This is a genomic window from Paenibacillus periandrae (assembly GCF_022458865.1).
Taxonomy (GTDB): domain Bacteria; phylum Bacillota; class Bacilli; order Paenibacillales; family NBRC-103111; genus Paenibacillus_S; species Paenibacillus_S periandrae.
Window position 1 is genome coordinate 23,098 of the sequence record NZ_JAJNMU010000011.1, and the last position, 20,918, is coordinate 44,015.

22 protein-coding genes and 1 tRNA gene are annotated in these 20,918 nt (G+C 38.7%); 16 read left to right on the forward strand and 7 right to left on the reverse strand.

Translation table 11 applies throughout. The features are described 5' to 3' along the window. Nucleotides 1-47 precede the first annotated feature (47 nt). Both LRL21_RS18990 and LRL21_RS18995 read left to right on the forward strand, forming a co-directional pair. Nucleotides 48-1,010, forward strand: coding sequence for a M48 family metalloprotease (locus tag LRL21_RS18990; RefSeq protein WP_240417381.1), 963 nt, complete (start codon nucleotides 48-50; stop codon nucleotides 1,008-1,010). Nucleotides 1,011-1,026: 16 nt separating this feature from the next. After that, nucleotides 1,027-1,926, forward strand: coding sequence for a hypothetical protein (locus LRL21_RS18995; RefSeq protein WP_240417382.1), 900 nt, complete (start codon nucleotides 1,027-1,029; stop codon nucleotides 1,924-1,926). Nucleotides 1,927-2,008: 82 nt separating this feature from the next. Here the strand turns inward: LRL21_RS18995 and LRL21_RS19000 are convergent, their stop codons facing one another. Further along, nucleotides 2,009-3,091 carry a hypothetical protein gene (locus LRL21_RS19000; protein ID WP_240417383.1) on the reverse strand — a complete coding sequence of 361 codons (1,083 nt, stop codon included), beginning with the start codon at nucleotides 3,089-3,091 and terminating at the stop codon, nucleotides 2,009-2,011. Between the two features lie 155 nt (nucleotides 3,092-3,246). After that, nucleotides 3,247-5,121, reverse strand: a complete 1,875-nt coding sequence (locus LRL21_RS19005) for a hypothetical protein (protein WP_240417384.1) — start codon at nucleotides 5,119-5,121, stop codon at nucleotides 3,247-3,249. A 253-nt stretch (nucleotides 5,122-5,374) separates the two neighbouring features. Between LRL21_RS19005 and LRL21_RS19010 the strand changes: the two genes are divergently transcribed. From LRL21_RS19010 to LRL21_RS19025, 4 genes are all read left to right on the forward strand, one after another. Then, a complete protein-coding gene (locus tag LRL21_RS19010; protein WP_240417385.1) occupies nucleotides 5,375-5,569 on the forward strand; it encodes a helix-turn-helix domain-containing protein in 195 nt (64 codons plus the stop codon). A gap of 108 nt (nucleotides 5,570-5,677) precedes the next feature. Beyond that, entirely contained in the window at nucleotides 5,678-5,893 is a 216-nt protein-coding gene (locus LRL21_RS19015) for a hypothetical protein (RefSeq protein ID WP_240417386.1), read from the forward strand. A 57-nt stretch (nucleotides 5,894-5,950) separates the two neighbouring features. Further along, nucleotides 5,951-7,090: a site-specific integrase gene (locus LRL21_RS19020; protein ID WP_240417387.1), complete on the forward strand. Its 1,140-nt coding sequence runs from the start codon at nucleotides 5,951-5,953 to the stop codon at nucleotides 7,088-7,090. Between the two features lie 69 nt (nucleotides 7,091-7,159). Next, the gene (locus tag LRL21_RS19025) at nucleotides 7,160-7,390 is read left to right on the forward strand and encodes a hypothetical protein (RefSeq protein WP_240417388.1); all 231 of its coding nucleotides are present in this window, start codon (nucleotides 7,160-7,162) and stop codon (nucleotides 7,388-7,390) included. Between the two features lie 320 nt (nucleotides 7,391-7,710). On the opposite strand, the gene LRL21_RS19030 is transcribed toward LRL21_RS19025, so the two are convergent. Then, nucleotides 7,711-9,204, reverse strand: coding sequence for a P-loop ATPase, Sll1717 family (locus LRL21_RS19030; protein WP_240417389.1), 1,494 nt, complete (start codon nucleotides 9,202-9,204; stop codon nucleotides 7,711-7,713). A 595-nt stretch (nucleotides 9,205-9,799) separates the two neighbouring features. On the opposite strand from LRL21_RS19030, the gene LRL21_RS19035 reads away from it, so the two are divergent. The 3 genes from LRL21_RS19035 to LRL21_RS19045 all read left to right on the forward strand — a co-directional run bounded on the left by LRL21_RS19035 (nucleotide 9,800) and on the right by LRL21_RS19045 (nucleotide 11,168). Further along, a complete protein-coding gene (locus LRL21_RS19035) occupies nucleotides 9,800-10,258 on the forward strand; it encodes an NUDIX hydrolase (RefSeq protein WP_240417390.1) in 459 nt (152 codons plus the stop codon). A 148-nt stretch (nucleotides 10,259-10,406) separates the two neighbouring features. After that, nucleotides 10,407-10,904, forward strand: a complete 498-nt coding sequence (locus tag LRL21_RS19040) for a 2,4'-dihydroxyacetophenone dioxygenase family protein (RefSeq protein ID WP_240417391.1) — start codon at nucleotides 10,407-10,409, stop codon at nucleotides 10,902-10,904. Nucleotides 10,905-10,973: 69 nt separating this feature from the next. Further along, nucleotides 10,974-11,168 carry a hypothetical protein gene (locus LRL21_RS19045; protein ID WP_240417392.1) on the forward strand — a complete coding sequence of 65 codons (195 nt, stop codon included), beginning with the start codon at nucleotides 10,974-10,976 and terminating at the stop codon, nucleotides 11,166-11,168. A 306-nt stretch (nucleotides 11,169-11,474) separates the two neighbouring features. On the opposite strand, the gene LRL21_RS19050 is transcribed toward LRL21_RS19045, so the two are convergent. Beyond that, nucleotides 11,475-11,547, reverse strand: a tRNA-Val gene (locus LRL21_RS19050). A 208-nt stretch (nucleotides 11,548-11,755) separates the two neighbouring features. Between LRL21_RS19050 and LRL21_RS19055 the strand changes: the two genes are divergently transcribed. After that, on the forward strand, nucleotides 11,756-12,691 hold the full coding sequence (locus tag LRL21_RS19055) for a hypothetical protein (RefSeq protein ID WP_240417394.1): 936 nt from the start codon (nucleotides 11,756-11,758) through the stop codon (nucleotides 12,689-12,691). A gap of 19 nt (nucleotides 12,692-12,710) precedes the next feature. Here LRL21_RS19055 and LRL21_RS19060 read toward each other — a convergent pair whose 3' ends face one another. Next, a complete protein-coding gene (locus LRL21_RS19060) occupies nucleotides 12,711-12,938 on the reverse strand; it encodes a hypothetical protein (protein ID WP_240417395.1) in 228 nt (75 codons plus the stop codon). Between the two features lie 100 nt (nucleotides 12,939-13,038). Here LRL21_RS19060 and LRL21_RS19065 point away from each other — a divergent pair, with 100 nt between their 5' ends. The 4 genes from LRL21_RS19065 (at nucleotide 13,039) to LRL21_RS19080 (ending at nucleotide 16,880) form a co-directional block, all read left to right on the forward strand. Then, the gene (locus LRL21_RS19065) at nucleotides 13,039-14,070 is read left to right on the forward strand and encodes a phosphotransferase (RefSeq protein WP_240417397.1); all 1,032 of its coding nucleotides are present in this window, start codon (nucleotides 13,039-13,041) and stop codon (nucleotides 14,068-14,070) included. Further along, nucleotides 14,054-14,374, forward strand: a complete 321-nt coding sequence (locus LRL21_RS19070) for a DUF1811 family protein (protein WP_240417398.1) — start codon at nucleotides 14,054-14,056, stop codon at nucleotides 14,372-14,374. Before LRL21_RS19065 ends, LRL21_RS19070 begins: the two co-directional genes overlap by 17 nt. A gap of 22 nt (nucleotides 14,375-14,396) precedes the next feature. Beyond that, nucleotides 14,397-15,308 carry a sugar phosphate isomerase/epimerase family protein gene (locus LRL21_RS19075; RefSeq protein ID WP_240417399.1) on the forward strand — a complete coding sequence of 304 codons (912 nt, stop codon included), beginning with the start codon at nucleotides 14,397-14,399 and terminating at the stop codon, nucleotides 15,306-15,308. Between the two features lie 93 nt (nucleotides 15,309-15,401). After that, nucleotides 15,402-16,880, forward strand: coding sequence for a stalk domain-containing protein (locus tag LRL21_RS19080; RefSeq protein ID WP_240417400.1), 1,479 nt, complete (start codon nucleotides 15,402-15,404; stop codon nucleotides 16,878-16,880). A 54-nt stretch (nucleotides 16,881-16,934) separates the two neighbouring features. On the opposite strand, the gene LRL21_RS19085 is transcribed toward LRL21_RS19080, so the two are convergent. Continuing rightward, complete coding sequence (locus tag LRL21_RS19085; protein ID WP_240417401.1) at nucleotides 16,935-18,551, reverse strand: ATP-binding protein; 1,617 nt, start codon at nucleotides 18,549-18,551, stop codon at nucleotides 16,935-16,937. Between the two features lie 191 nt (nucleotides 18,552-18,742). Beyond that, the gene (locus tag LRL21_RS19090; protein ID WP_240417402.1) at nucleotides 18,743-19,486 is read right to left on the reverse strand and encodes an MBL fold metallo-hydrolase; all 744 of its coding nucleotides are present in this window, start codon (nucleotides 19,484-19,486) and stop codon (nucleotides 18,743-18,745) included. Nucleotides 19,487-19,886: 400 nt separating this feature from the next. Here LRL21_RS19090 and LRL21_RS19095 point away from each other — a divergent pair, with 400 nt between their 5' ends. Together LRL21_RS19095 and LRL21_RS19100 are read left to right on the forward strand one after the other, a co-directional pair. Then, the gene (locus tag LRL21_RS19095; RefSeq protein ID WP_076235951.1) at nucleotides 19,887-20,504 is read left to right on the forward strand and encodes a stalk domain-containing protein; all 618 of its coding nucleotides are present in this window, start codon (nucleotides 19,887-19,889) and stop codon (nucleotides 20,502-20,504) included. A gap of 96 nt (nucleotides 20,505-20,600) precedes the next feature. Further along, nucleotides 20,601-20,897, forward strand: coding sequence for a DUF1292 domain-containing protein (locus LRL21_RS19100; RefSeq protein WP_076235952.1), 297 nt, complete (start codon nucleotides 20,601-20,603; stop codon nucleotides 20,895-20,897). Nucleotides 20,898-20,918: the final 21 nt, after the last annotated feature.

A 20,918-nucleotide genomic window follows, 5' to 3' on the forward strand; every position in this document is an offset into this window, starting at 1 on the left:
GCGGCTACAGTCATCGTAATATAATAAAGTCGAAGGAAAGGATAACAATGAGAGACTTTGACTTTTTCATCAACAAGCTTGAACAAGATGTTGCTGATGGCATAACTGTGAAACATGGAAAAGGCCGTATTCGTTTTATTCATACATTAATGTGGATTGCAATCATCATGCTTGCAACAGTTTCAGCGATTACATTTGGTGCTGCTGTTGCATTTCTACCAGCAATTATTGCATTTCAGCTTATCTGTTCTATTATATTTCTCTGGACTTCGAGAATTCGAATCAAGAAACAACTGAATATTCGATTGTTCGGAGTCATTGATGGTGTAAACTTATCGAAAAGTGAAAGAGAAGAAAAAATTAATACAATCACTGTTTTATTGTGTAAGAAATTAAAGATTAAAAAGGTTCCTCAGCTTGGTGTACATTATGATGAATGTATTAATGCATTTGCAACTGGTCCATCCAGAAATAAAGGGTTAATTTCATTTACATCGAAATCCATGGAAGAAGAAACTGACGAATCAATTGTTGCTACAATTGGTCATGAACTTGCCCATATTGCAAATGGTGATATGACTGCATCTGTTCTTATTCAAGGATTTGTATCTTCTCTTTTATTTGTATTTTCACTTCCTATTCGTGTTCTTATTTGGCTTGCAAATTGGTTTTTTAGTAATGTTGACTATGCATGGATAGGTGCAATTCTTTCATTTATTATGACGCTTATTTTGGATTTTATAATCTTTAGCATTACTAGACTTATCGTTCTTGCACATTCCAGAAGACGTGAATTTAGAGCTGATCTATTATCTGCAAAACTTGTTGGTAAAGATTCAATGATCAACTGCTTGGAATTCCTAAGAGGAAATTTTCAACCGACAATTCATCCACAGACTGCAACAATGAATTTCATCGGTCCTGAAAGGTTTCTTGATATTTTCTCGACACATCCATCTATCATAAGACGAATTAATTATGTCAATAAAAAACTTAAGGAAAAAGAATGAGGAGAATGTAAAAAAAATGAAAAGGGTTTACATATTTAACATTATAGTTTTGATTATGGTCATGCTCTCTGGTTGTGGTGAAGATATGGTTCAATGGTCTGAGTCTATGAAAAACAAAATGTCAGAATCCGGTAAGAGAGTTGGTAATAATATTCGAGAGAAAGGTGTAGATATTTCAGGAAAATTAGACTCTATTGCTCAGGACACAGATGCTACTAATGAAAAAGTAGAAAAGACGGCTAAACCTAAAGAAGAAGCAAAGCAAGATAATTCTGTACAACCCACTAATACACCGGAAGCAAAACCTACAGAAACGCCAAAGATAGAAGAGAAGAAAGAAAAGCCCATAGGCTGGAATAAAGAAAATAATGATATTACGTCCAATAATAATATTAATTATGCTGTGAAACTTCTTACAGATAATGAATATAAATTTTCTGAATATACGTATGCTGAACAATTTGATAAGCTTACAAAGAATCCTAGTAATTATTATGGAAAAATTATTAGCATTGCAGGCAAAGTAACTGAAATTTCTTCTATTACAAAAGATTTTGATACTAAAAATAAAACAACTTTGTATGCTGATGGTATTAGATCTATACTAATTTTAAATGTTAGTGGTTCAAGTAATGCAAATAATCGTTTAATATCAGTTTACTCAACTCAAACAAAAGATAAGTTTTTGTTAAATGCTGAATATAGTATTTCTGGATTTCTTGTTGGTACAGCTATGAATAAGATCACTGTGCATTTACAGGGTCAAACTGAATCAAATTATGTCGAGCTTCCTGTTATAGTACCAGATAAAGAACTTGTATATCCTATACCTCATGAGGAGTATATCCAGGGTTATCTTGGTGCTTATGAAGATGATGAGTTTGTTAAAAAAATGTTAGACGAACTTTATAATTAAGAAAGAATGAGAGGATTCTCTCATTCTTTTTTTTACTTAAAAATTTTGAAAGGAACTTAATTCGATAAAGCGCCTTTCCTTCTTATTCATATTGCATTAGATCAAAAAGGCAAGGCAAATAACCAATTTTCCAATCAAGTGGTATAGTTACAGGATTTACCCCAAGCTGATGAAGTTCTTTGATGTGCTTATCAAATTTTTTTTTATCGGAAACAGTTTCTCTCGCCTTCCAGATACCTCTCTTCTTATTGACTAATTCCAACGTTCCAATTAATGCATCTTTCTTTTCTTGCTTCATTCGTTTGCTGCGGATTATTTCCCTAGCCTTTGGAAAGGGGACATAATCGCCATATCCTATCGTTCTATTGAAGTAATAATGAAGTATATTATCAGATAATTGTTTTTTTAATAACTTCCAAAAATCTGGTTCGTTTGAGTCGTTGACTTTGAGGAGATTGTAAACCTTGGTATAGCGACATTGAACTTCAAACCTAATCGTAGATTTCGCAAGTTCTTCATCATCACAAGGTAATTGTTCATCTTTTAACTGCTTACCTTTGTTATAGCAGTTAATCGTCAATGTTGCTTTTCCTTTCTTGTCTTTTTTAAATATATAGAAACTATCTTTAGGCGGTTTTTTTCGCTTGCTTGCTGGGTCATCCTTTACAAATAGATGAAAGTCATCAGGAATATTTGCACGTTTAATTAATTCCATATAGAACTTAATATGTTCGGTGTAGATATTGACTGCAAAATCTACTCTTTTAAAGCTGTAAGAGTTCAGCATATGCAGCTTAAACTTGTGGTGTTTATTACCTTTTATACGTTCGAATTCCTGCTTTATTGGTTTGAATAATTTTACGAATGCTTTGCAGATGGCTCTGTAATGTTTCATATCAGCTAATAGAAAGTAAGCATCATTTTCGTTCCCATATAAAAGCCTGATAGGATTCATTATTATTTCTAATCCACTATAGTAGGATGATTTAACTTGTCTTAATATAAGGATAAGTCCGTTTTTTTGCAGCAAGTGACAATGATAAGTTCCATCTTTTTCTTTGTAGAATTTAGCACCATTAGATTTTGATAATTTTTTCAAAGAATTAAACAAGGCCTCATAATAGAAATAGTCGATCTCACAAAACATATGAACAGTATGCAGCATTTAACAAAAAACCTCCAATCATGAATATGATCTTTTAGTTTTTTGTTAACCGCATTTTTGTTTTTTATGGATATTACATTATTAGTAGAAGACTCTTACTTATAGAGTAAAAATAAGATACATAATTATTAAAGTATATATATATTTATTAGTAACTACTCCTTTTTCTTCTTTTTATAATGCTCCCCTGATAAAGTCGAAAATATATTATTCGCTGATTTTTTATTTTCTGGTATCGCCACCATAACATCAGGAATCATGCTTGTTTTAAAGTTAATCACTCTGCACCGTTCACGTTCTAATTTTCTTTGATTCGTATTCCAAAAAGGGGTTGTCGTAACGTTTTCATTAAAACAAATTAGATTATACTCATCCAGTAACTTTGCTAATATTTTATTACCAACCAACTCTTGACCTTTCTGAAACTTAGCAACATGCTCGGAAACAAGGCTGTACACAGTATCCCAGTCGAGTTTCAAGACTTCTTGTTCCTTTTCCATATTAACTACGCCATAGACTCTTCGATCAAAATTTAAACTTGACTCATTAAATCTCACAATGATTTTTTCTTCATGGATTAACTCTTTCAGCGACTGCAAGAAGAGTTCTACTTGGGGATCGAATATTGTTTTATCCTGATCTTCAAGCAACTCCCCAAATATTTGCTTTGCATAGTTGCATTTATTAACAAAATCTTCAGGAGTGAGAAATTCCCGTTCCTTACCGTATGACATATAAAAATTAAAGGCAATGTTCTGATGTGCGAAGCTATCTATGTAACGTCCGTGGGCATTGTATTTTTCTCCAAGTTCTTTTCTCAGAGCCTCAAAATCTTTTTTGTAGTCAGCAATAAAACTCGAATTTAACTTCTCACAAAGCCATTGCAAATAATGTGTAATGCTCGTTGGCAGATATCGCTGATCTTTATATTTTTCATACCTCTCTGCCTTTTTAGCATCGTATGTCCTCTTGTCTTCCCGATTAAACAAATTGTCCATCTTTACTCTCATAATGCGTTTCTTAGATGATTCGTTTTTATTATGCGTATCAAGAAATTTTTCTCCTGTAATCAAGACCATTCCATCTGAGATATTGCTACTTGATACTTGTCTGTCAGTTAGATTCCGAATAATATCTTCAATTTTATTGATGACGCTATATTCATTTTGTTTTGTTTTTGATGTGCCAAAATCATCAATCACAAAAACGCAATCTTTGTGTTCTTTAATTCCCGGCAATATAGTTTTCGTCTTATGAGCATCAGGTCGAGCCAAATTAGTTTTTTCAAAAATATTAGTAAAGAATGTCGAAAAAGTTGTTTTGCCATAGCCAGTTTGTCCCACTATCCATAACAGATAATTTGGTGCTAGTTCTTTTGAGTCCAATAATGGAGTTGTGATGATTGAAGTCAGAAGAAAACTAAATAAAGAATAAGATAGTTTATGATTGCAGATATCAAGCATATTCAGGCTCTCCAAAAACGATTCTTTAGCACTTAAAGCATCATCCTGTTTAAAAACAAATTCCGTGTTAGTGGTACTAATATTATTTTTTATATCGCCTATAATTCCGCCGCTATGTAAAAAGAACCATTCGTTTTCAAAGCGATGCCACCCGATTGTACCGTACTCTATTCTTTTAGGTAAATTTTTCGAAGATTGATATATATACTCCTGAATCAAAGAGTAATTTTGCCGCTCGTTCGAATAAACTCTACAAAATGTCCAGCTATTTTTTATCCATTTTCGATCATTCAAGTCAGTGGCTAAAATATCTACTCTATTTAATCTCTTTTCATTATTAAAAATACCATCAAAAACATACTTATACTCCTCAACAGTTCCTTTTGCATTAACCTTCAAAATTATCTCTACGGGCCTGAAAATAAAATTGCACAAAGGTTTCAGCTTTTGGTTCTCAGACTTACAAAGCTCTCCCTTTTCATTGATTCCAAATCCTGTATCTTCAATTATTTGCGAGAAACTTTTCAAGATTTCAACTACCGAAACTTCGAATTCGTTACAATTCATCAAATGAAACTCCTTCCTATATTTAAAATAATCTGATTATATGATTGATTATAATGACAAATTATCATAAAATCAGATTTTTTAAAAGGTATTTTATTTTTTTGTAATCTCATGTAACGCTAACCGAGCCTAACCAACGATAATCAATAATAATAAACTACATTAAACGACATATGATTGACGGAATTCCGAACAGAATCAAATATATATTATTACTTTGGTCAGGACACATTCAAATGAAGGGGATGAGAATATGTTTGCACAGTATGATGACTTGATGACAGTCGAAGATGTAATGGAAGCCTTGAATCTTGGTCGTTCTAAGATATATGAACTACTTCGGAGCAAAAAGATAAAATCGTTCAAGATGAAAGGCTATCGAATACCGAAAGCTGCATTAAAGGATTTTGTACTCTCACAAGCTAAAATGAACGCGGAGCGTGATTAAGAAACCATCCGAAGAATAATTGAAAAATATGAAATAAGCTGCGGTCTACTCTGTCGCAGCTTATTTGTTTTTGTCGGTATTACAAATCGAAGGAGAGCAATAGAGCCTATGAACAAACGACTTTGGATGTTACCAGAAAATGAATGTTGCAGTGAGCAATTAGTAGCTAGTGCCGCTCGTCACGTCAAGCTTGCACTTGAGTATTTGAATCACAAAACTTCGGTTGAACGTAAGCACACGATTTTATCAGAAATAGCAAAACTACGGACAGAAAGGGATGCATTGCTTAATGAAGCAGTTTGCACCGATAAAAATAAAAACTAATTGCACTTACTACATCCAATTAGAATTAAAATTCAAATCAGGATGGAGTGAACGTTTATGGCAGGAAGAACTGTAAAGAAAGACGGGAAAGCATGGTACTTTATTTTAACGCATGGCAAGAAAGAAAACGGTAAACCGCAACAACACAAAAAGCGAGGCTTTAAAACAAAGCAGGACGCTCAAAAGGCGCTCAATGACTTGGAGCACTCTTTGACAACGGGAACGTACCAGAAGCCTAATAAGATGCTTTACAGAGAGTATATGATTAACCATTGGCTTGAAGATAAATTAACAATGGTGAAAAAACAAACTTTGGCAACTTACAAATGGCTGATTGTTGGTCATGTTTTGCCTGCGTTGGGAGATATCGAGTTAACCAAGCTAACACCGATGGCTATCCAGAATTTCTATAATAAATTAACCAAGGACGGGAAGCTAACCGATGAAAACATTCAGAAAATACACACTCTAATCAATGATTCTTTGAAGAAAGCAGAACGATGGGAGCTTATATCCAAAAACCCCGCAGCCCTTGTAGACCGTCCTAAAGCCACTAGAAAAGAAGTAATCGTTTGGGATGTGAATGAGGTTAAAAAGTTTCTTAAGCAGGCGGACAACGGCAACAGATATTACATTGCCTTTTTGATTGCTTTGACTTCTGGAGCACGTCAAGGGGAAATTTTAGGGCTTCGCTGGCAAGATGTTGATTTTGACAACAACTGCATCCGAATTACCCAAACTCTCAGCAGTGACGGTAAGGAAATCTTACCCTATACTAAGACAAAATCAGGGACAAGATCAGTCGATTTGCCGGAGGAAACGATGAAACGTTTGAGCAAGCATAAACGAATGTTGGAACAGGAAAAAATGAAAGCTGAGCCGGGCACATACGGTGATATGGATTTGGTGGTCTGCACACAGTTAGGGACACCAACGAATAAAAGCAATATACGCAGAGTATTCAGTTCAGCAATTAAACGGGCAGACGTTAAAAAAATAAAATTCCATTCCATGAGACATACTCATGCTACCCTGTTACTTCTACAGGGAGTTAATCCAAAAATCGTATCTGAACGTTTAGGTCATGCTACAGTCCGGCTGACTCTCGATACTTATAGTCATTTGCTGCCAAGTATGCAAAAGGAGACTGCCGAAAAGTTTGGAAAAATGCTGTTCGACAATGAACAGGAAGACTAACAATGAGTTTACAAGCAAAGCCTTGTCATATACGCTAGATTCAAAACAAAGATAAAGGAGACTGCAAGCATGGAGAACAATCAGCTAAACCGTGTGGAAGAAATGCAGGGAACGCTCATCAAAATGGTTGGGGAAAATAATAGCAGGCTGAAGACAGTGGAGGGAGATATACAAGAGGTTAAAGGAAGTGTTAAAGAACTGATGCAAGGTCAAGATAGGCAAGATCGTATTATTGAAATGCTCTCCGTCAAATCTATTGAAACGGACTCATACATTCGGGATGTTGAACGAAAAATGTAGTGAAGCTCACTTTTCTAATAACGAGTGAGTTTTTATTTTTGACCGAAAAAAGCATTCTTGACCAAATCTTGACCACAAAGCTAATTTCGAATGCTTAAAGATCTCATACTCACATGATTTTAAAATGAAAAATGTAGAAGCTCACTCATCCAATATTCGAGTGAGCCTTTATTTTTGACAGAGTTCTATTAAACTTTTTGATTTTGCATATTGAACTAACAGGCAATTTAACGCAATCAAAGGAGCTTGCCGCGTCAAGCCCCTTAGTTTTTAAATTGATTCCTTAACGCAACGCCTGTTTGCCAACAATATTATTGTAATTACTTCCTGGATACATAATTTGACGTATGTAGTCCCTTCCAAAATCCTGGATGAATTTGTATCTTTAAATCACGATTGAAAGTTGATTTATCATTTCTAATAATCGAAAAATACTCGGTATATCTACCTTTAACAAAATTTACATTGTGAATAATGGCAAGTTTATATAAAAACCTCAATAATTCCTCACTTTCTATACCAATTCTACTTTCATAAGTTTTGTATTGCAATTTAAAAGTGCTCAAATTAAAAGCTCTAGAGCCTAATAATCTTAAAAATTCAAAAAGAGTTTTAATTGCGGGTATTTTTACCGTAATTTCATTGGTCAGTTCAGATAATAGCCAAAGAGAGTATTCCTTTTCCGAATTATTTATAGTACCTCTATAAAATCTTCCTGTATTTTGAACCTCTTCCTGTACTTTTATACAATATTGTATAATATCTCTGGGTCTATGAAATGTACGATGAATAAAATGTTTGAATAAGTCATTTGAATCATCATTGGTACTGTATCTTATAATATCATTATTAAAAATATCCTTAAACTCAGAATTTTGAAGACCCTCTGATGTAGAAATTCTTTTATTAACAACCTTAAGCAACGCTGGATTACTCCAGTCATCTTTATTCACAATTGACCAATTTAAGTTAAACTTGTGAGTATCCCATCTTGCGCTTTCAGCATCAAATTCATCAATTGAATAAAAAATGTCAGACCTTAAATATCCTATAACTTTTGCATTAATATTTCTCGCCTTAAATTTCTGATTTATATCATAAATTACTTTAAATAAACTTATAATAGACTGGTAATATTCGTCGTACTTTTGATACTGTGTATAATTATCATCAAGTTGGTCAAATTGTACTAAGAATCTAGTTTCTTCTTCATAATGTAATAAGTAATTAGCAATGACATTTTCCAACCGTCTATTAATTACTGTAATATTATCAAATTGGTTAAGTTGCAGGTTTCTAGCTATACTCTCTTCATATGATAGCGATCCAGTACTTAATTTAATTCCACCTGCATCTTTCTGAGCGATTGTTGTTATTTGTTTATGTAAATCAATTAAATCCTCACCAAAAAGAAATTGGATGTATTGTTGTAGCTCATTATACTGGTCGTTTTTAATACTTTTCGCGTCTTTTACTATTAAAGATGCCAACTCTGTTAGTATAATATTTCTCCAAATACTTTGATATTGATTAGGTCGGGCAAAATCATCGTCTGCTAATTTTAAAAGTTTTTCAAAAGGAAAGGCACTAAACGACAAATTCGAAACTATTGCGTCATTTTCAGGAGCAGTCTTCTCAATCCAATTATATATTGCCGATTTTCCAGTACCTTTCCGTCCGATTATATAATATGTATCCTTTAGTACGATTTTGTTCCAATACCCATCATCAATAAAATATTTTTCTATATTTCCATCATACAATCCATCAATGTCACCAAAGTCTACATTTAATAAAGCTTCAGCTAATTTCATAAGTCCCTCCGTATAGTAACACAACTATTAGTGTCTATCCCCCGTAGGCCTAAACTCTATGGGAAAATGTACCTAATGTTAATTTTACATTATTTCTGAATATTTTTCCATTAATCAATTGGCTATCATTTCACATCATTTGTGTTATTATTTTTGGGCCAAGTAACGTCCCACACACTTTAGGAACTGAACCCTTAATTATTGTTAAAGAAAATTATATTTGTACACCATTTTGGAAATAGGTTTGAGGCTCTATCAACGCACAGTCCTAAAGAGGGTTATCATTGATGATAAAAAGCAACTATAAAAGCACGATTTTAAATGAAGGTGAAGTTATGTATGGATAATCATAAAAGCGATAGACAATGAAGTAGAACAGATTTTACAAAAGCAAAAGTCTAGGCAGGAAGTATCGTAGGCGTACTATTTGAGGAACAAATGTCATTAGAAAATAAAGTGCTAGACTGAAAAATAAAGTATTAGACTCGAAAAATATAGTTGTAGACTGAGAAAATAAAGTATTAGACAGACGTGGGCGTTAAGCTAACGGGCAGGATTGCTCAATTAAATATGGGAAGTTAAGGAGGAAAAATTCGTGCCAATCATTACCTTTGGCGTAAAAGAAGAAGGCAAAGAATACATATGGAGACCTGCGGCATATTGTTTGATGTTTAACAAAGAGAATAATAAAATCGCTGTTATTCAAACAGCTGATGGCAAGTATTTTCTTCCAGGTGGCGGAATAGAAAACAATGAAACTCATGAGGAATGTTTAATAAGGGAAGCACAAGAAGAGATGGGGATACAGGTTCAAGTAGGTCATTATATTGGGTGTGCTCGAAGATATTTTTACTCCACGAACGAATTCAAATATTATCTTAGTGAAGGTCATTTTTATCAATGTGATATAGGTGAGCAAACAGGTAATCCAACTGAAGAAGACCATTATTTGCGATGGATTGAACCAGCTAAAGCAATTAAGAGCTTATTCCATGAACATCAAAGTTGGGCAGTAGAGAAAGCATTACGTAATAGAACTAACGGGACACTATAGTTGAGGGGCTTGCTTCGCTGCAGCTCCTCTTTTGTTTATTAAAGTAACGGGCAGATTAACGTGAAGACACAGATGGAAATAAAGGGAAAACTAGGGCTGTTTTCGAATAATAATTATAACTTAACTAAATTGAATGAAGGTGCCTCCAATGAATTCCTTAATTGAAGAATCAGTTATAAAACTCGCAGAGAAGTTTCAGTTGCCAGAGCGTATTGTGAACATTGAAGATCTACCTTGGGTTCCGTTCACTGATAATCACTCTTGCTATTTCAAACCTTTACGTTTTGATCTAAACACAGGAACGTGGATTTACTTATTTAAAATTAAGAGTAATCAGATATTGGGAAGACACAGACACACTGGTGGATCAGTAATTGGCTATAATATTCAGGGTAAGTGGAGATATGAAGGGAGAGAATGGGTTGCTGTACCGGGAACCTTTATATTTGAGCCACCAGGTGACATTCATACGCTTATAACTGAAGACGAAGAAGTTGTAACTCTATTTATATTGGGGGGCTCACTTCAGTATTTTGATGAGAACGATCAAATAATTGGGCAAGACGACATTTATACCGTCCTGAATAAATATAGAGTTTATTGTGAATTACATGGGATTGAAACTAGAGATGACCTGATTTATTAGGGTCTAGGTACATATAATCCATTGAGCTATCGGGTACTATTGCCCAACGAACTTATAGGAGTGATTTGTTTGAAAAAGCCAATTGGGATCCATATTGAGGGAACAGTTTATGCTACTGAGGGGGATCTAGGGCATAACGAATTCCTAAATGCTTTTATTGAATTTGTTGAGAGTAGAGGATGGCAATTTGGAGGCGGGAGCGTTCAAATTGATGAATGCGGAGAACGAATTCAGGACATCGATTATGCTATCGGAGAACGATAGTTCAATGAAACAGCGACAGTCTAGGACTTTATTTTCTCGTCCTTGGCTGTCGCTGTTTCAATTTCTATGGTGAGTCTAACACTTATTTTATAAAGTCTGACGATCCGGCGATTCGAAAATCCGCGAATAGTAAGGATATCGAGTCTAATACTTTATTTTCTGCAGACAACAAACTTTAACAGAGCTTTGACCGAAAAAAGCATTCTTGACCAAATCTTGACCACGAGGCCGATTTTAGCAATATTTTGATCTCATAAAACTACTCAGAAAAGCAAAAAAGCCTTGATACACAAGGCTTCTAGCGTATGACCTGTAGTGGGCTCGAACCACTGACCCCTACCCTGTCAAGATAGTGCTCTCCCAGCTGAGCTAACAAGTCATGTTTTAGCGACAATTAGTAATATACCAAGGATATAAAGAAATGTCAACTTCTTTTTCGAAAAAAATTTAGAATGTCTCTTGTACAGCGATTTACGTCCTTAGTTCCCCGCACTGAATCCTGCGTTAAACAAGATAACCTACAACTGCAAGTTGCAATTATGCTATAATATTTCCATAAGACGACGAGCAGATAGAGGGGATAATTTATGAAGGATTTTCATCGGCCTTTTCAGCCAATTCAGGGTATATTGACGAATAATGGAGATAGCGCCGTTGATTGGGGTGGACGTGAATGGGGGACACATCGGCATCATGTCCGCGATTTGCTGGAGCATGCCGTAAATGCGATTTCCAATAAAGATAGAGCTGCTGTTCTGGGTGCTGGTAATCATGGTGATCTCGATCTGCCGGAATTGGCGAATCGATTTGCACAGGTGACGGTGCTGGACACAGAAGCTAACTCCATAGAAGAAGTGCTGGAGCTAAGCGCGGGTACTTACTCTGGTAAAATTAAATCGCTAACCAATGTGGATTATACATGTCTGGATCAAATTCATTTCTACGAGACTTGGGAGGAAATGCTGATTAATCATGCTCCTGCCACGGAAATTTCGACTTATGTGAAGAATTGTTCTTTTGAAGCAAGAAGATACGAGGCTCTTCCGCATTTGAAAAAAAGCTTTTCATTGGTTGTTTCCTCATCCGTTCACACCCAATTATTTTATATTCATGCTTTGACGCAGCTATCCGGATATGCCGATCAATATAGCAGCCAAGAGGTCGGACAGATCATTGAGGCCTTGATGTATCTACGCAATAGCCTTGTGGCCGATTATAACCGGCTGCTTGTATCTCTATTGAAGCCAGATGGCAGACTGGTGGTATGGTCTGATATGATTCGTTTGGATGAATCCAATGCTGGACTTCTCGATAGCCTGTATGCTTTACAAAGCGACGAGGAGCGTACACAGTTTTTATTCCGTTCGTTCGGTCAATCCGGTATGGAAGCTGCTGTTGTGGGACTTAAGGGGTTGTATGAGCAGGTGAAGCCAGAGGGTCAACTGTTCAAATCATGGGTATGGTTAACCGGTGTGGAGAAGCAGTATGTGGCAGCCGGGTTATCTGGAGTGCCAAGGACATAAACAGAAGAAAAGCCGCTCATTAGCTGAGCGGCAGTAGAATACTTTCCTCTTCGATAGAGGTGTATAAGAAAGCATTGTTTCCTACGATTTCAATCAAATCAATACGATTTAACAATGCTAGTGATGGTTCCTCTGGTTGTGTGCAGCGGTGTTCAAGTGCTTGAATTAATGAGGGTATCGCCTTCTGATCACTGGAGATGAAACGAACGGGAATCTTGTGGTCATGAAACAAAATTTCAGTTTTCATAAACGGTTCTCCCTTCCCTTACAATCTGTCCTAATTATACCTCATTTATATGAAAATAGGCTGAAAAATTTTAAATTTTTTGTCAATATTAGGAGTCTTTATGATAAATTCACAAGTTAGCAACATGGATGCGATCGTTCAGCAATATTTTAACAATGGGGTGTGGACGGTCGAGACAGGGGAGAGCGGAGTGAACAATACAACCCGCTTTATCCTGTATAGGAATCGCAAATATGTGCTGCGCATTTATGAGAACCACGCGGATCTGGACAAGGTTCGTTATGAGCACGCAGTACTGCAAGCGCTTCAACAGAGCAAGCTTTCCTTTCGGGTACCCTCGCCAGTCGTGGCTTCATCTGGGGATACTTATGTGCACACACAATCTAATCAGCTTGCGGTGATGTTCGAATATATTGATGGTTCAAGGGCTGATTTAGCCGATGTCGTGCACGTTCAGTCGATAGGCTGCGCACTGGGAGACCTGGTTGGTGAAATGGCGCGATTGGTTATACCTCTGGAAGCCGCGTATGAACGGTATTATGAGCTGTATGAAATCCATCCTTTGGTCAATCGGGAAAGGCTAAGTGATTGGCTGAGAGACATGGAATCGGGTGAAGCTTCAGTGGAAGCTAAACTGCTGAGCACAGAAATACAACGGATTGAGCAGGCGATTCCTGAGTGGAGTCGTTTGCCAGTACAATTAGTGCACTCGGATCTTGTTGCTGGCAATGTACTTGCCGATGACGATGGGGTAACGGGCATATTGGATTTTGAGTTTGTAACAATGGATTTGCGGGTAATGGATGCGGCTGTTTTTCTCAATGAGATCATTCGATACCAAAGAGATCGCTGGGAGCTTATTGAAGCCTTTATTCAAGGGTATGGACAATCTGGAAGCTTCAGTGCGGATGAGATCGCTGCATTGCCGCAGCTTATTTTGCTCAGAAGCGTCGTTTTGTGCATCCATTTTCTTGGAAGGCATTGGGCCGGGATAGATCCCCCTGATGAACCCCAATCCTACTTGATCGGATTTGCCAAGGTTCAGGAATGGATTGATTTGCATCAGCATCGCCTCATGGAATGCTTCAGCTTATATGGGAAGGGGGAGTATGCAGATGAAGAAATTATTTAGTCAAATGAGCGCCTTGGAACTTGAAGAGGAGCTTCAAGAAATTGTAGATGCGATATCCCGAGCGGAGTTTCCCAGTCAGAAGGAACTGTTGGAACGTAAATATTACACAGCCAAAGCTTATACACTGGAGCCAGCTGATTATTCTCCCGGGTTGTATGACATTGAAGGAGAACCGGATGATCGTTTCCGGCTGCAGTATGTCAATGGGATCATGGGCTGGGGGACGCTTGTGGGCAATGATGAAGAGGCAAGCTTCCCCATATCGATGCTAACATTTGTAAAGAATGAGCAGGTAGGCGATTAAAATATACGAAAGAGGTGTAAATATGAGTAAAGCTACACGATTCGCCAGTGATCAGAGTATAAACCCGCCGCGCTTGGATATTCAACAGTCCTGGTGGGCCATGATCGGATTAGGTAACGGTGAACGGGAATGGACGCTGGAAGAGAAATTCGAGAAGATTGCAGAAGCCGGTTTTACAGGTATTATGGGTCGTCTGCCAGAGGGAACGGATGCGGATTTATGGCGCCGATTGCTGGATGATTATCGTTTTAGCTTCGGTATTCATTCGTTTCCAGGCAGACCTGAGGATATTACGGAATTATTGAAAGCCGCCAAGCAATTCGGAGTACAGTATGTGAATTCCCAGGTGATGGATTCCTTCGTAATCGGGGAGCCTGCGATCGAATTGCTGAATGGGTTAGTGCAAGCTGGGCGTGCTGCGCAGGTGCCTTATTTTGTTGAAACCCATCGCGGTCGTGTGACGCAGGATCTACATCGCACCGTGGAGTATGTGAAGGCAATTCCTGATTTACGATTAACCATTGATCTGTCCCATTACATAGTGGCAGGTGAAGTTACCGGCAACGATGAGTCCGTTTTAAGCAAGGTGTCAGAGCTGTTTGAGAGCCTGCTGGAGCGCACCTCCAGTATACACGCGCGCGTGTCCAATGGTGAGCAGGTACAGGTCGATATAGGTCCGGATGGAGAACATCCGATGGTAGGACATTATATCAACTGGTGGCAGCGAGGGATCGGATATTGGTTAAAGGACGCACAGCCTGGCGACCTGCTGCCATTCGTTCCAGAGCTCGGACCTCCGGATTATGCGATCACGAATCGAACCTATCTATCCGGCGGCCGTACAGAGATCTCGGATCGATGGGAGCAGGCACTTGTATTAAAAAGATTAGGTGAAGAGGCTTGGAAGCTCGCCGTGCAAGCTAGCGGAAAGTAACAGCTATCCGAGATATCATAAATCTAACAGCTGCTAGTTATATGTGATTAATATGCGGTGATCTCGTTATCAATCATGGGGTGGGGACAACGGATGAGACTAAGCCTAACCGTTTGTGGTATTTTACTAGCGATCTTTGTCATCTTTTCGGATCAGGCTGTTGCACAAAGGCTGGAAGCTGCAGCTTACAAGAGTCCTGAGGGAATCCAATTTGTAAGCTACAGTACCTTATGGAATGAGCAGAAATTGAAGGAGCTCTATGAGAGTTTACTCAAATGCGAGCATGGTGAAGAATTGGCGGCTCTGAAGCAAGTCATTTTGGATCCGGGTCCAAGTGAGGGGAAGAGCGGCTCAAGAGTTGGCAGCTACAATGCAGATACCCAAGTGATTAGGTTGTTTGAAGTCGATGCTATTCCGGTCGTACGTACCCTGACCCATGAATATGGTCATCATTTTACCTATTATTGGCTGCAAAAAAAGGAAAATGCTTCTCCAGGTCAGCTCACAGAGTCCTCAACCTGGGCTAAGGCTAGGCAGCTTGGTGGTTTTCCTGTTCGATGGTCAGGCAGTACCCTTCCTTACGTACATAAATGGGACCCTGGTGAGATTATGGCTGAGGATTATGTATTGCTGTTTGGCGTAGGAGGGAATCCCTTATCCTCAAAGTCGGCGAATATTGTGAATATGCTGCGTCACGAAAATGAGTATATTCCTACTGCTCAGTCACTGCCTGCACTCAGACAATACTGGGAGCAAACGGCTGGGTTGTCGAAGAAGGAGCCGATCCGACTTCCCGAGATCAAGCAATGGCAAGCCGTGGAAGACAAGGAGGACGCTACAAACCGTCTGGTGTTTACCTCTGCCGCCACTCAAAACTACCAGATTATCCAATACGGCATTCACGTAGTTAGCTTTAAAGAAGGACAGCCGATCAACTGGACAACGTCTATCAATACGATGGGCAAAGAGCCTGTAGAGGTTAATCTGGATATGAATGCACTAAAGGATACCGATTCCACGGCTTCCTTTAACGGATTTATTCAAATTTGGGCGCTTGATCCACAAAGCAACCAGCTGGTTTACACACCATTTTATATGAATTGGTTTACCTATGAGCCTGCTTCAAAAAAGCTGCTGGCGATACCGCCTTCTTTTTCCAGCAGAGGACTAACTGCGATGTTAAAAAGAGATGGAATGGACAAATGGCCCCTCGTGAATATGGTTATGAATGGGATACCCTTGGCACCAGTCAAGCGTTACGAGGATAAGGAAGGTAATATGTATGTGCCCCTGCGCTTATTCAGTGAAGAGACCGTTCTGGGACCGAAGGAGCAGCGAACTGCGGATAACGATGGAGGCAGACGAATTAAAGCGCATTACAAGCAGAGGGATGTTCAATTGAGGTTGGATGAACAGCAGGCGGCTGTCAATGGAGTCACGATCAAGTTGAACCAGCGAGTCAGGCGCATGGGGGCTGAGTTTGTTGTAGCGATCGATGATCTGAAAGCATTGTTTGATGTAACCGCACACTGGGATGAATCAGGCAGCAGTCTGCTTATGGAGTCGACTTAGGTATATAAAAAAAGATCTTAGAGGGCTGACTTAGCCTTATAGGATCTTTTTTATTTAATGGGAAGGTGAGGTTTCGGTACTGAATGCATCATGAGATGCAAGAGGGATGGTAATGGTCAGCTTGGTGCCTTTTCCACTTTCACTTTCAACCTCCATCGTTCCCTGATGATCCTGAACAATTTTATGACAAATGGATAGCCCGAGACCCGTACCAGAGTCTTTGGTCGTATAAAAAGGCAAGAAGATTTTTTCCAGCTCCGACTGTGGTATGCCACTGCCAGTATCAGATATTTCAATGACGGCTGACTGGTTATGATTGGAGAGATGAACACGTACAAGACCCTGCTCTTCCATCGCTTCGAACGCATTTTTGATCAAATTCAACAGCAGCTGCAGCATCTTGTCCTGATCCATCATGAGGTACAAGGGTTGCCCCGCATGCTCGAACTGAATTTCGTGCCCCAGTCTTGCTGCCTCCGAATCGAGTAGAGAGAGGACTCTTTGGATGCAATCATCAATGGCAAGTACTTTAAATTGGGTAGCATGTGGCTTGGAGAACTGGAGAAATTCCGCAGTCAGCATGCTCATGCGTGTAATTTCATCCATAATCAGATCGTACCATGGTCGGACATTAAAATTATCTGCTCTGGAAAGCTGAAGAAAGCCTTTAATGGTTGTCAGTGGATTTCGTATCTCATGAGCCATCCCGGAAGCCAGTTCCCCGACCACTCTAAGCTTCTCTGAGCGAAGCATGTGCTCCTCGCGTTTCAGCCAGGATTCTCTCTTCATCATATACAGATTACGTTCCGCAATAAAGATCAAATCGTCCTTATACTCGCCGTCGTTAGGATAAAAAGCCATCCCAAAATTCATTTCAATGCCCGTTAGCTTCGGAAAGTCAATGGTAAGCTGCTGTTCGATGTTATGAGTCAGCTCCCCGATATGATTCGATTCCAGCACGATAGCAAATTCATCACCGCCATAGCGTGAAATAAGCAGAGCTTCCGGAAACATAATGCGCAGCAATTGAGCAGCCTGCTTCAGAATTCGGTTTACACCATGAAAGCCATTGGCCGTATTCAGTGATTTCAAATCCTTGCAGTCGATCAATACCAGCGCGATCGGTGCCCCTTGCTGAACCAGCTTGCCCAGCTGTCGATGACATTCCTCATAATTATATAGGCCCGTGAGCGCATCGTGGGTAGTCAGATGTTTTTTTTCACTATCTAATTGCTGGGTCTGGTTTCGAAGAACATATATGTATTGATAAAACAGAAAAGCAAAGGTAAGGCAGCTAATCGAACTGAATAAAAATGCAGATACATTGTACAGGGTAAGCTTCATATAGGAGTAAGAAATGAGCGCAAAGGTTAAGGTATACAGAAGGCTGACAAGAACTGCGGCGCCAGGCGTTCGAATTTTATGAAAATGTTTGCCAATTTGCGCAAAGTACAGCGGCAAGCACCAGGCCATTTGACTGACGGAGTGAAAAGCAATCAGCAGCACGATTTGAAGAAAAACTGAAATCACAAGCCGTTTCTCTGTGAAATGAGCGAAGATGTATAAAATTGCTATCAGGACAAGTAGAGCCGGATGTAAGGATCTTTCGAAATAAACGGAAGAACCACAGATCACGACGGTATAGCCAAATAGTATCCAATTATAGCCCATGCCTTTTTACTCCTTCTTAAATGTGGATATGATTGAATGGATAAGAACCTATAAGCCATAACTGATAGAATTCTTCGATACAAACGCTTTCATGCACATATAACAAAAAGTAAGGTCGAATTGTGTTGAATGCTGTCTACAAAGCGAATACCATATTTTAAGGGAAAAACCTGACCTCAAAGGCCAGGTTTTTAGGGGAAGGAGTAGGTTGAATGCTGCTTCATAATTGTCATTTTTCCTGTTTTCCCTATGTATTCTTCAATATAATCATCATAATGCATAAGCATAACCGAGCTTTGAATCGCATCTGGTAAAGTCAGCAGCTCATTGAGGCTGGCATGCACAATACCTGGACTGGACAACTGACAATCATGTAAAATGTACTGACAGCGCTGCTCCTCGTGGAGTCCAACCAGAAGCGGATAATTGAATTTCGTATCGGAGCTGTAAAAGACCTTTTCATTGACCAGTAAGGAGTAGCTGGGCTTGTCGCGAATATGTTCGGATCGGATCAGCTCCAGAGTAAAGCCCGGATGAATAACAGTAGAAACAGCTTCCTCCATAATGATAAGCTCAAAATAGTCCTCGAGTCCAAAAAAACCTTCGGACTTGTTCTCCAAACCTCCGCGTAATGACTGATTCCACAAAGAATCGACCAAATCAGCTGGGACGAATAGCTTCATTCTGTACTTGTATGTATATTTTAATCGAAAAGCAAACTCTTCCATACCACCTACGTGGTCAGCATGGATATGGGTGATAAGTAAACCATTAATATGATTAATCTCAATACCAAGCTCATGTAAGGCTCTCGGTGCTGTGTAGCCGCAATCCACTAGTAAAGTGAAGCCATTGCACGTCACTAACGCATTATTGTTATAGAACTTTTTTGAGAAGGCACTTCCCGTGCCAATCATCTGGATTTGCAGACTCACGAACGATCCTCCACTCATGGGTGCATAACGCTTACATATCTTTCTTAATCTATCACGGTTTGGAGCTAGATATCAAGAGAATTTTTACACACTTTAACAATATTTTACCCTTTACTTTCTTATTTTTTATAATGAAGGAAATTCAGGATAGTATTGTATAGCGGTTTCATAGTAGGGGGAAGCTGAAAATAAACGTGTAGCAGATAAATTGTTTCGATATCATTCCCAAAATCGTGGCATATTTTGTATTTAATTCGCTACTTGCGTCAGGTTTTGCACTATATATTGATCGTACTCTAGAATCTTTTTTTGATTTTTTTAACAAAGCAGCGCAACTCTTGATGGCTTTCCGAGTATAACCTTATATAAAACAAGTACAAGTCACGATGGAGGTTACACAATGAAAGTGCCACGAATGCTAACGCTGGTGCTATCGCTTTCCTTGCTTGGAAATGCAGGTGTTTTTGCAAATTCGATCTGGGGCGATTACGAAGGATTTAGTAAAGTGAAAATGGTCGTTAATAATGTGGAAAAACAATTTAAAGACGGTGAGGCGCCTGCCTTTTTGATTAAAGGTAATGCGGTGTTTCCGGTGCGTGAGCTTTCGGAATCTCTTCAGTCGCTCGTACGGTGGGATAATGCCAAAAATACCGTATCGATCTACAAGCCGAATGTTCATATGTTTGTTGCTGAAAAGGTTAACGAAGATTATTCAATCAAATCTCCTTTTGGCAAAGTGCCCAAAGGCAAAAAAATCGATTTTGCAGTATTCGCGCAGGTTGACAGCTTGAAGACACCATTCTACTCCTTCAAAATATCGATAGATTCTCCAAGCGGGGATCAAGCGGCACCGGCTCATGAAAAGGTCGTTAACGGGTCGAAGGAAAACTTCTGGTATCCATGGTCGTTTAGTGTTCCTTTCAACGAAGCAGGTGAATATGTCATTAAATTCTCCATTAAACTGGATGAAAGTAGCGATTATACCGTGATTTCCCAGAAAGTGATTGTATCTGAATAAATGATTGCGCAGGATGCTAGGATGGCAATTGACCTGTATGCATGAACATGTTACTATACGTGGGATAACTAATTTCTAATGAAATGAGGTTTACCCATGAGCGAACATATACATGATGAGAATTGCAATCACGATCATGACGAAGAGGATATTTTTGTAGTTACGGATAAAGATGGCGTTGAACACGAAATGGTAATGGTATACACATTTGAGGCGGAAAATCAGCCTTATGCTGTGTTGCTGGACCGTAATGATCCGGAAGCGGATGGTGTTATTTTCAGAATTGAAGAAGAAGAAGAAGATGCTTACTTGGAAAGCATTGAGGATGAAGAAGAGTGGGAACGTGTAGTTAAGATTTACAATCAGATCATTGAGGAACAAGCAGCTGAATAATTAATAACGAGAGCCCTTCTT

Coding starts and splice junctions, on each gene's coding strand:
- LRL21_RS18990 (WP_240417381.1), top strand. CDS start 48: ATGAGAGACTTTGACTTTTTCATCAACAAGCTTGAACAAGATGTTGCT.
- LRL21_RS18995 (WP_240417382.1), top strand. CDS start 1,027: ATGAAAAGGGTTTACATATTTAACATTATAGTTTTGATTATGGTCATG.
- LRL21_RS19000 (WP_240417383.1), bottom strand. CDS start 3,091: ATGCTGCATACTGTTCATATGTTTTGTGAGATCGACTATTTCTATTAT.
- LRL21_RS19005 (WP_240417384.1), bottom strand. CDS start 5,121: ATGAATTGTAACGAATTCGAAGTTTCGGTAGTTGAAATCTTGAAAAGT.
- LRL21_RS19010 (WP_240417385.1), top strand. CDS start 5,375: ATGTTTGCACAGTATGATGACTTGATGACAGTCGAAGATGTAATGGAA.
- LRL21_RS19015 (WP_240417386.1), top strand. CDS start 5,678: ATGAACAAACGACTTTGGATGTTACCAGAAAATGAATGTTGCAGTGAG.
- LRL21_RS19020 (WP_240417387.1), top strand. CDS start 5,951: ATGGCAGGAAGAACTGTAAAGAAAGACGGGAAAGCATGGTACTTTATT.
- LRL21_RS19025 (WP_240417388.1), top strand. CDS start 7,160: ATGGAGAACAATCAGCTAAACCGTGTGGAAGAAATGCAGGGAACGCTC.
- LRL21_RS19030 (WP_240417389.1), bottom strand. CDS start 9,204: ATGAAATTAGCTGAAGCTTTATTAAATGTAGACTTTGGTGACATTGAT.
- LRL21_RS19040 (WP_240417391.1), top strand. CDS start 10,407: ATGAATTCCTTAATTGAAGAATCAGTTATAAAACTCGCAGAGAAGTTT.
- LRL21_RS19055 (WP_240417394.1), top strand. CDS start 11,756: ATGAAGGATTTTCATCGGCCTTTTCAGCCAATTCAGGGTATATTGACG.
- LRL21_RS19060 (WP_240417395.1), bottom strand. CDS start 12,938: ATGAAAACTGAAATTTTGTTTCATGACCACAAGATTCCCGTTCGTTTC.
- LRL21_RS19065 (WP_240417397.1), top strand. CDS start 13,039: ATGATAAATTCACAAGTTAGCAACATGGATGCGATCGTTCAGCAATAT.
- LRL21_RS19070 (WP_240417398.1), top strand. CDS start 14,054: ATGAAGAAATTATTTAGTCAAATGAGCGCCTTGGAACTTGAAGAGGAG.
- LRL21_RS19075 (WP_240417399.1), top strand. CDS start 14,397: ATGAGTAAAGCTACACGATTCGCCAGTGATCAGAGTATAAACCCGCCG.
- LRL21_RS19080 (WP_240417400.1), top strand. CDS start 15,402: ATGAGACTAAGCCTAACCGTTTGTGGTATTTTACTAGCGATCTTTGTC.
- LRL21_RS19085 (WP_240417401.1), bottom strand. CDS start 18,551: ATGGGCTATAATTGGATACTATTTGGCTATACCGTCGTGATCTGTGGT.
- LRL21_RS19095 (WP_076235951.1), top strand. CDS start 19,887: ATGAAAGTGCCACGAATGCTAACGCTGGTGCTATCGCTTTCCTTGCTT.
- LRL21_RS19100 (WP_076235952.1), top strand. CDS start 20,601: ATGAGCGAACATATACATGATGAGAATTGCAATCACGATCATGACGAA.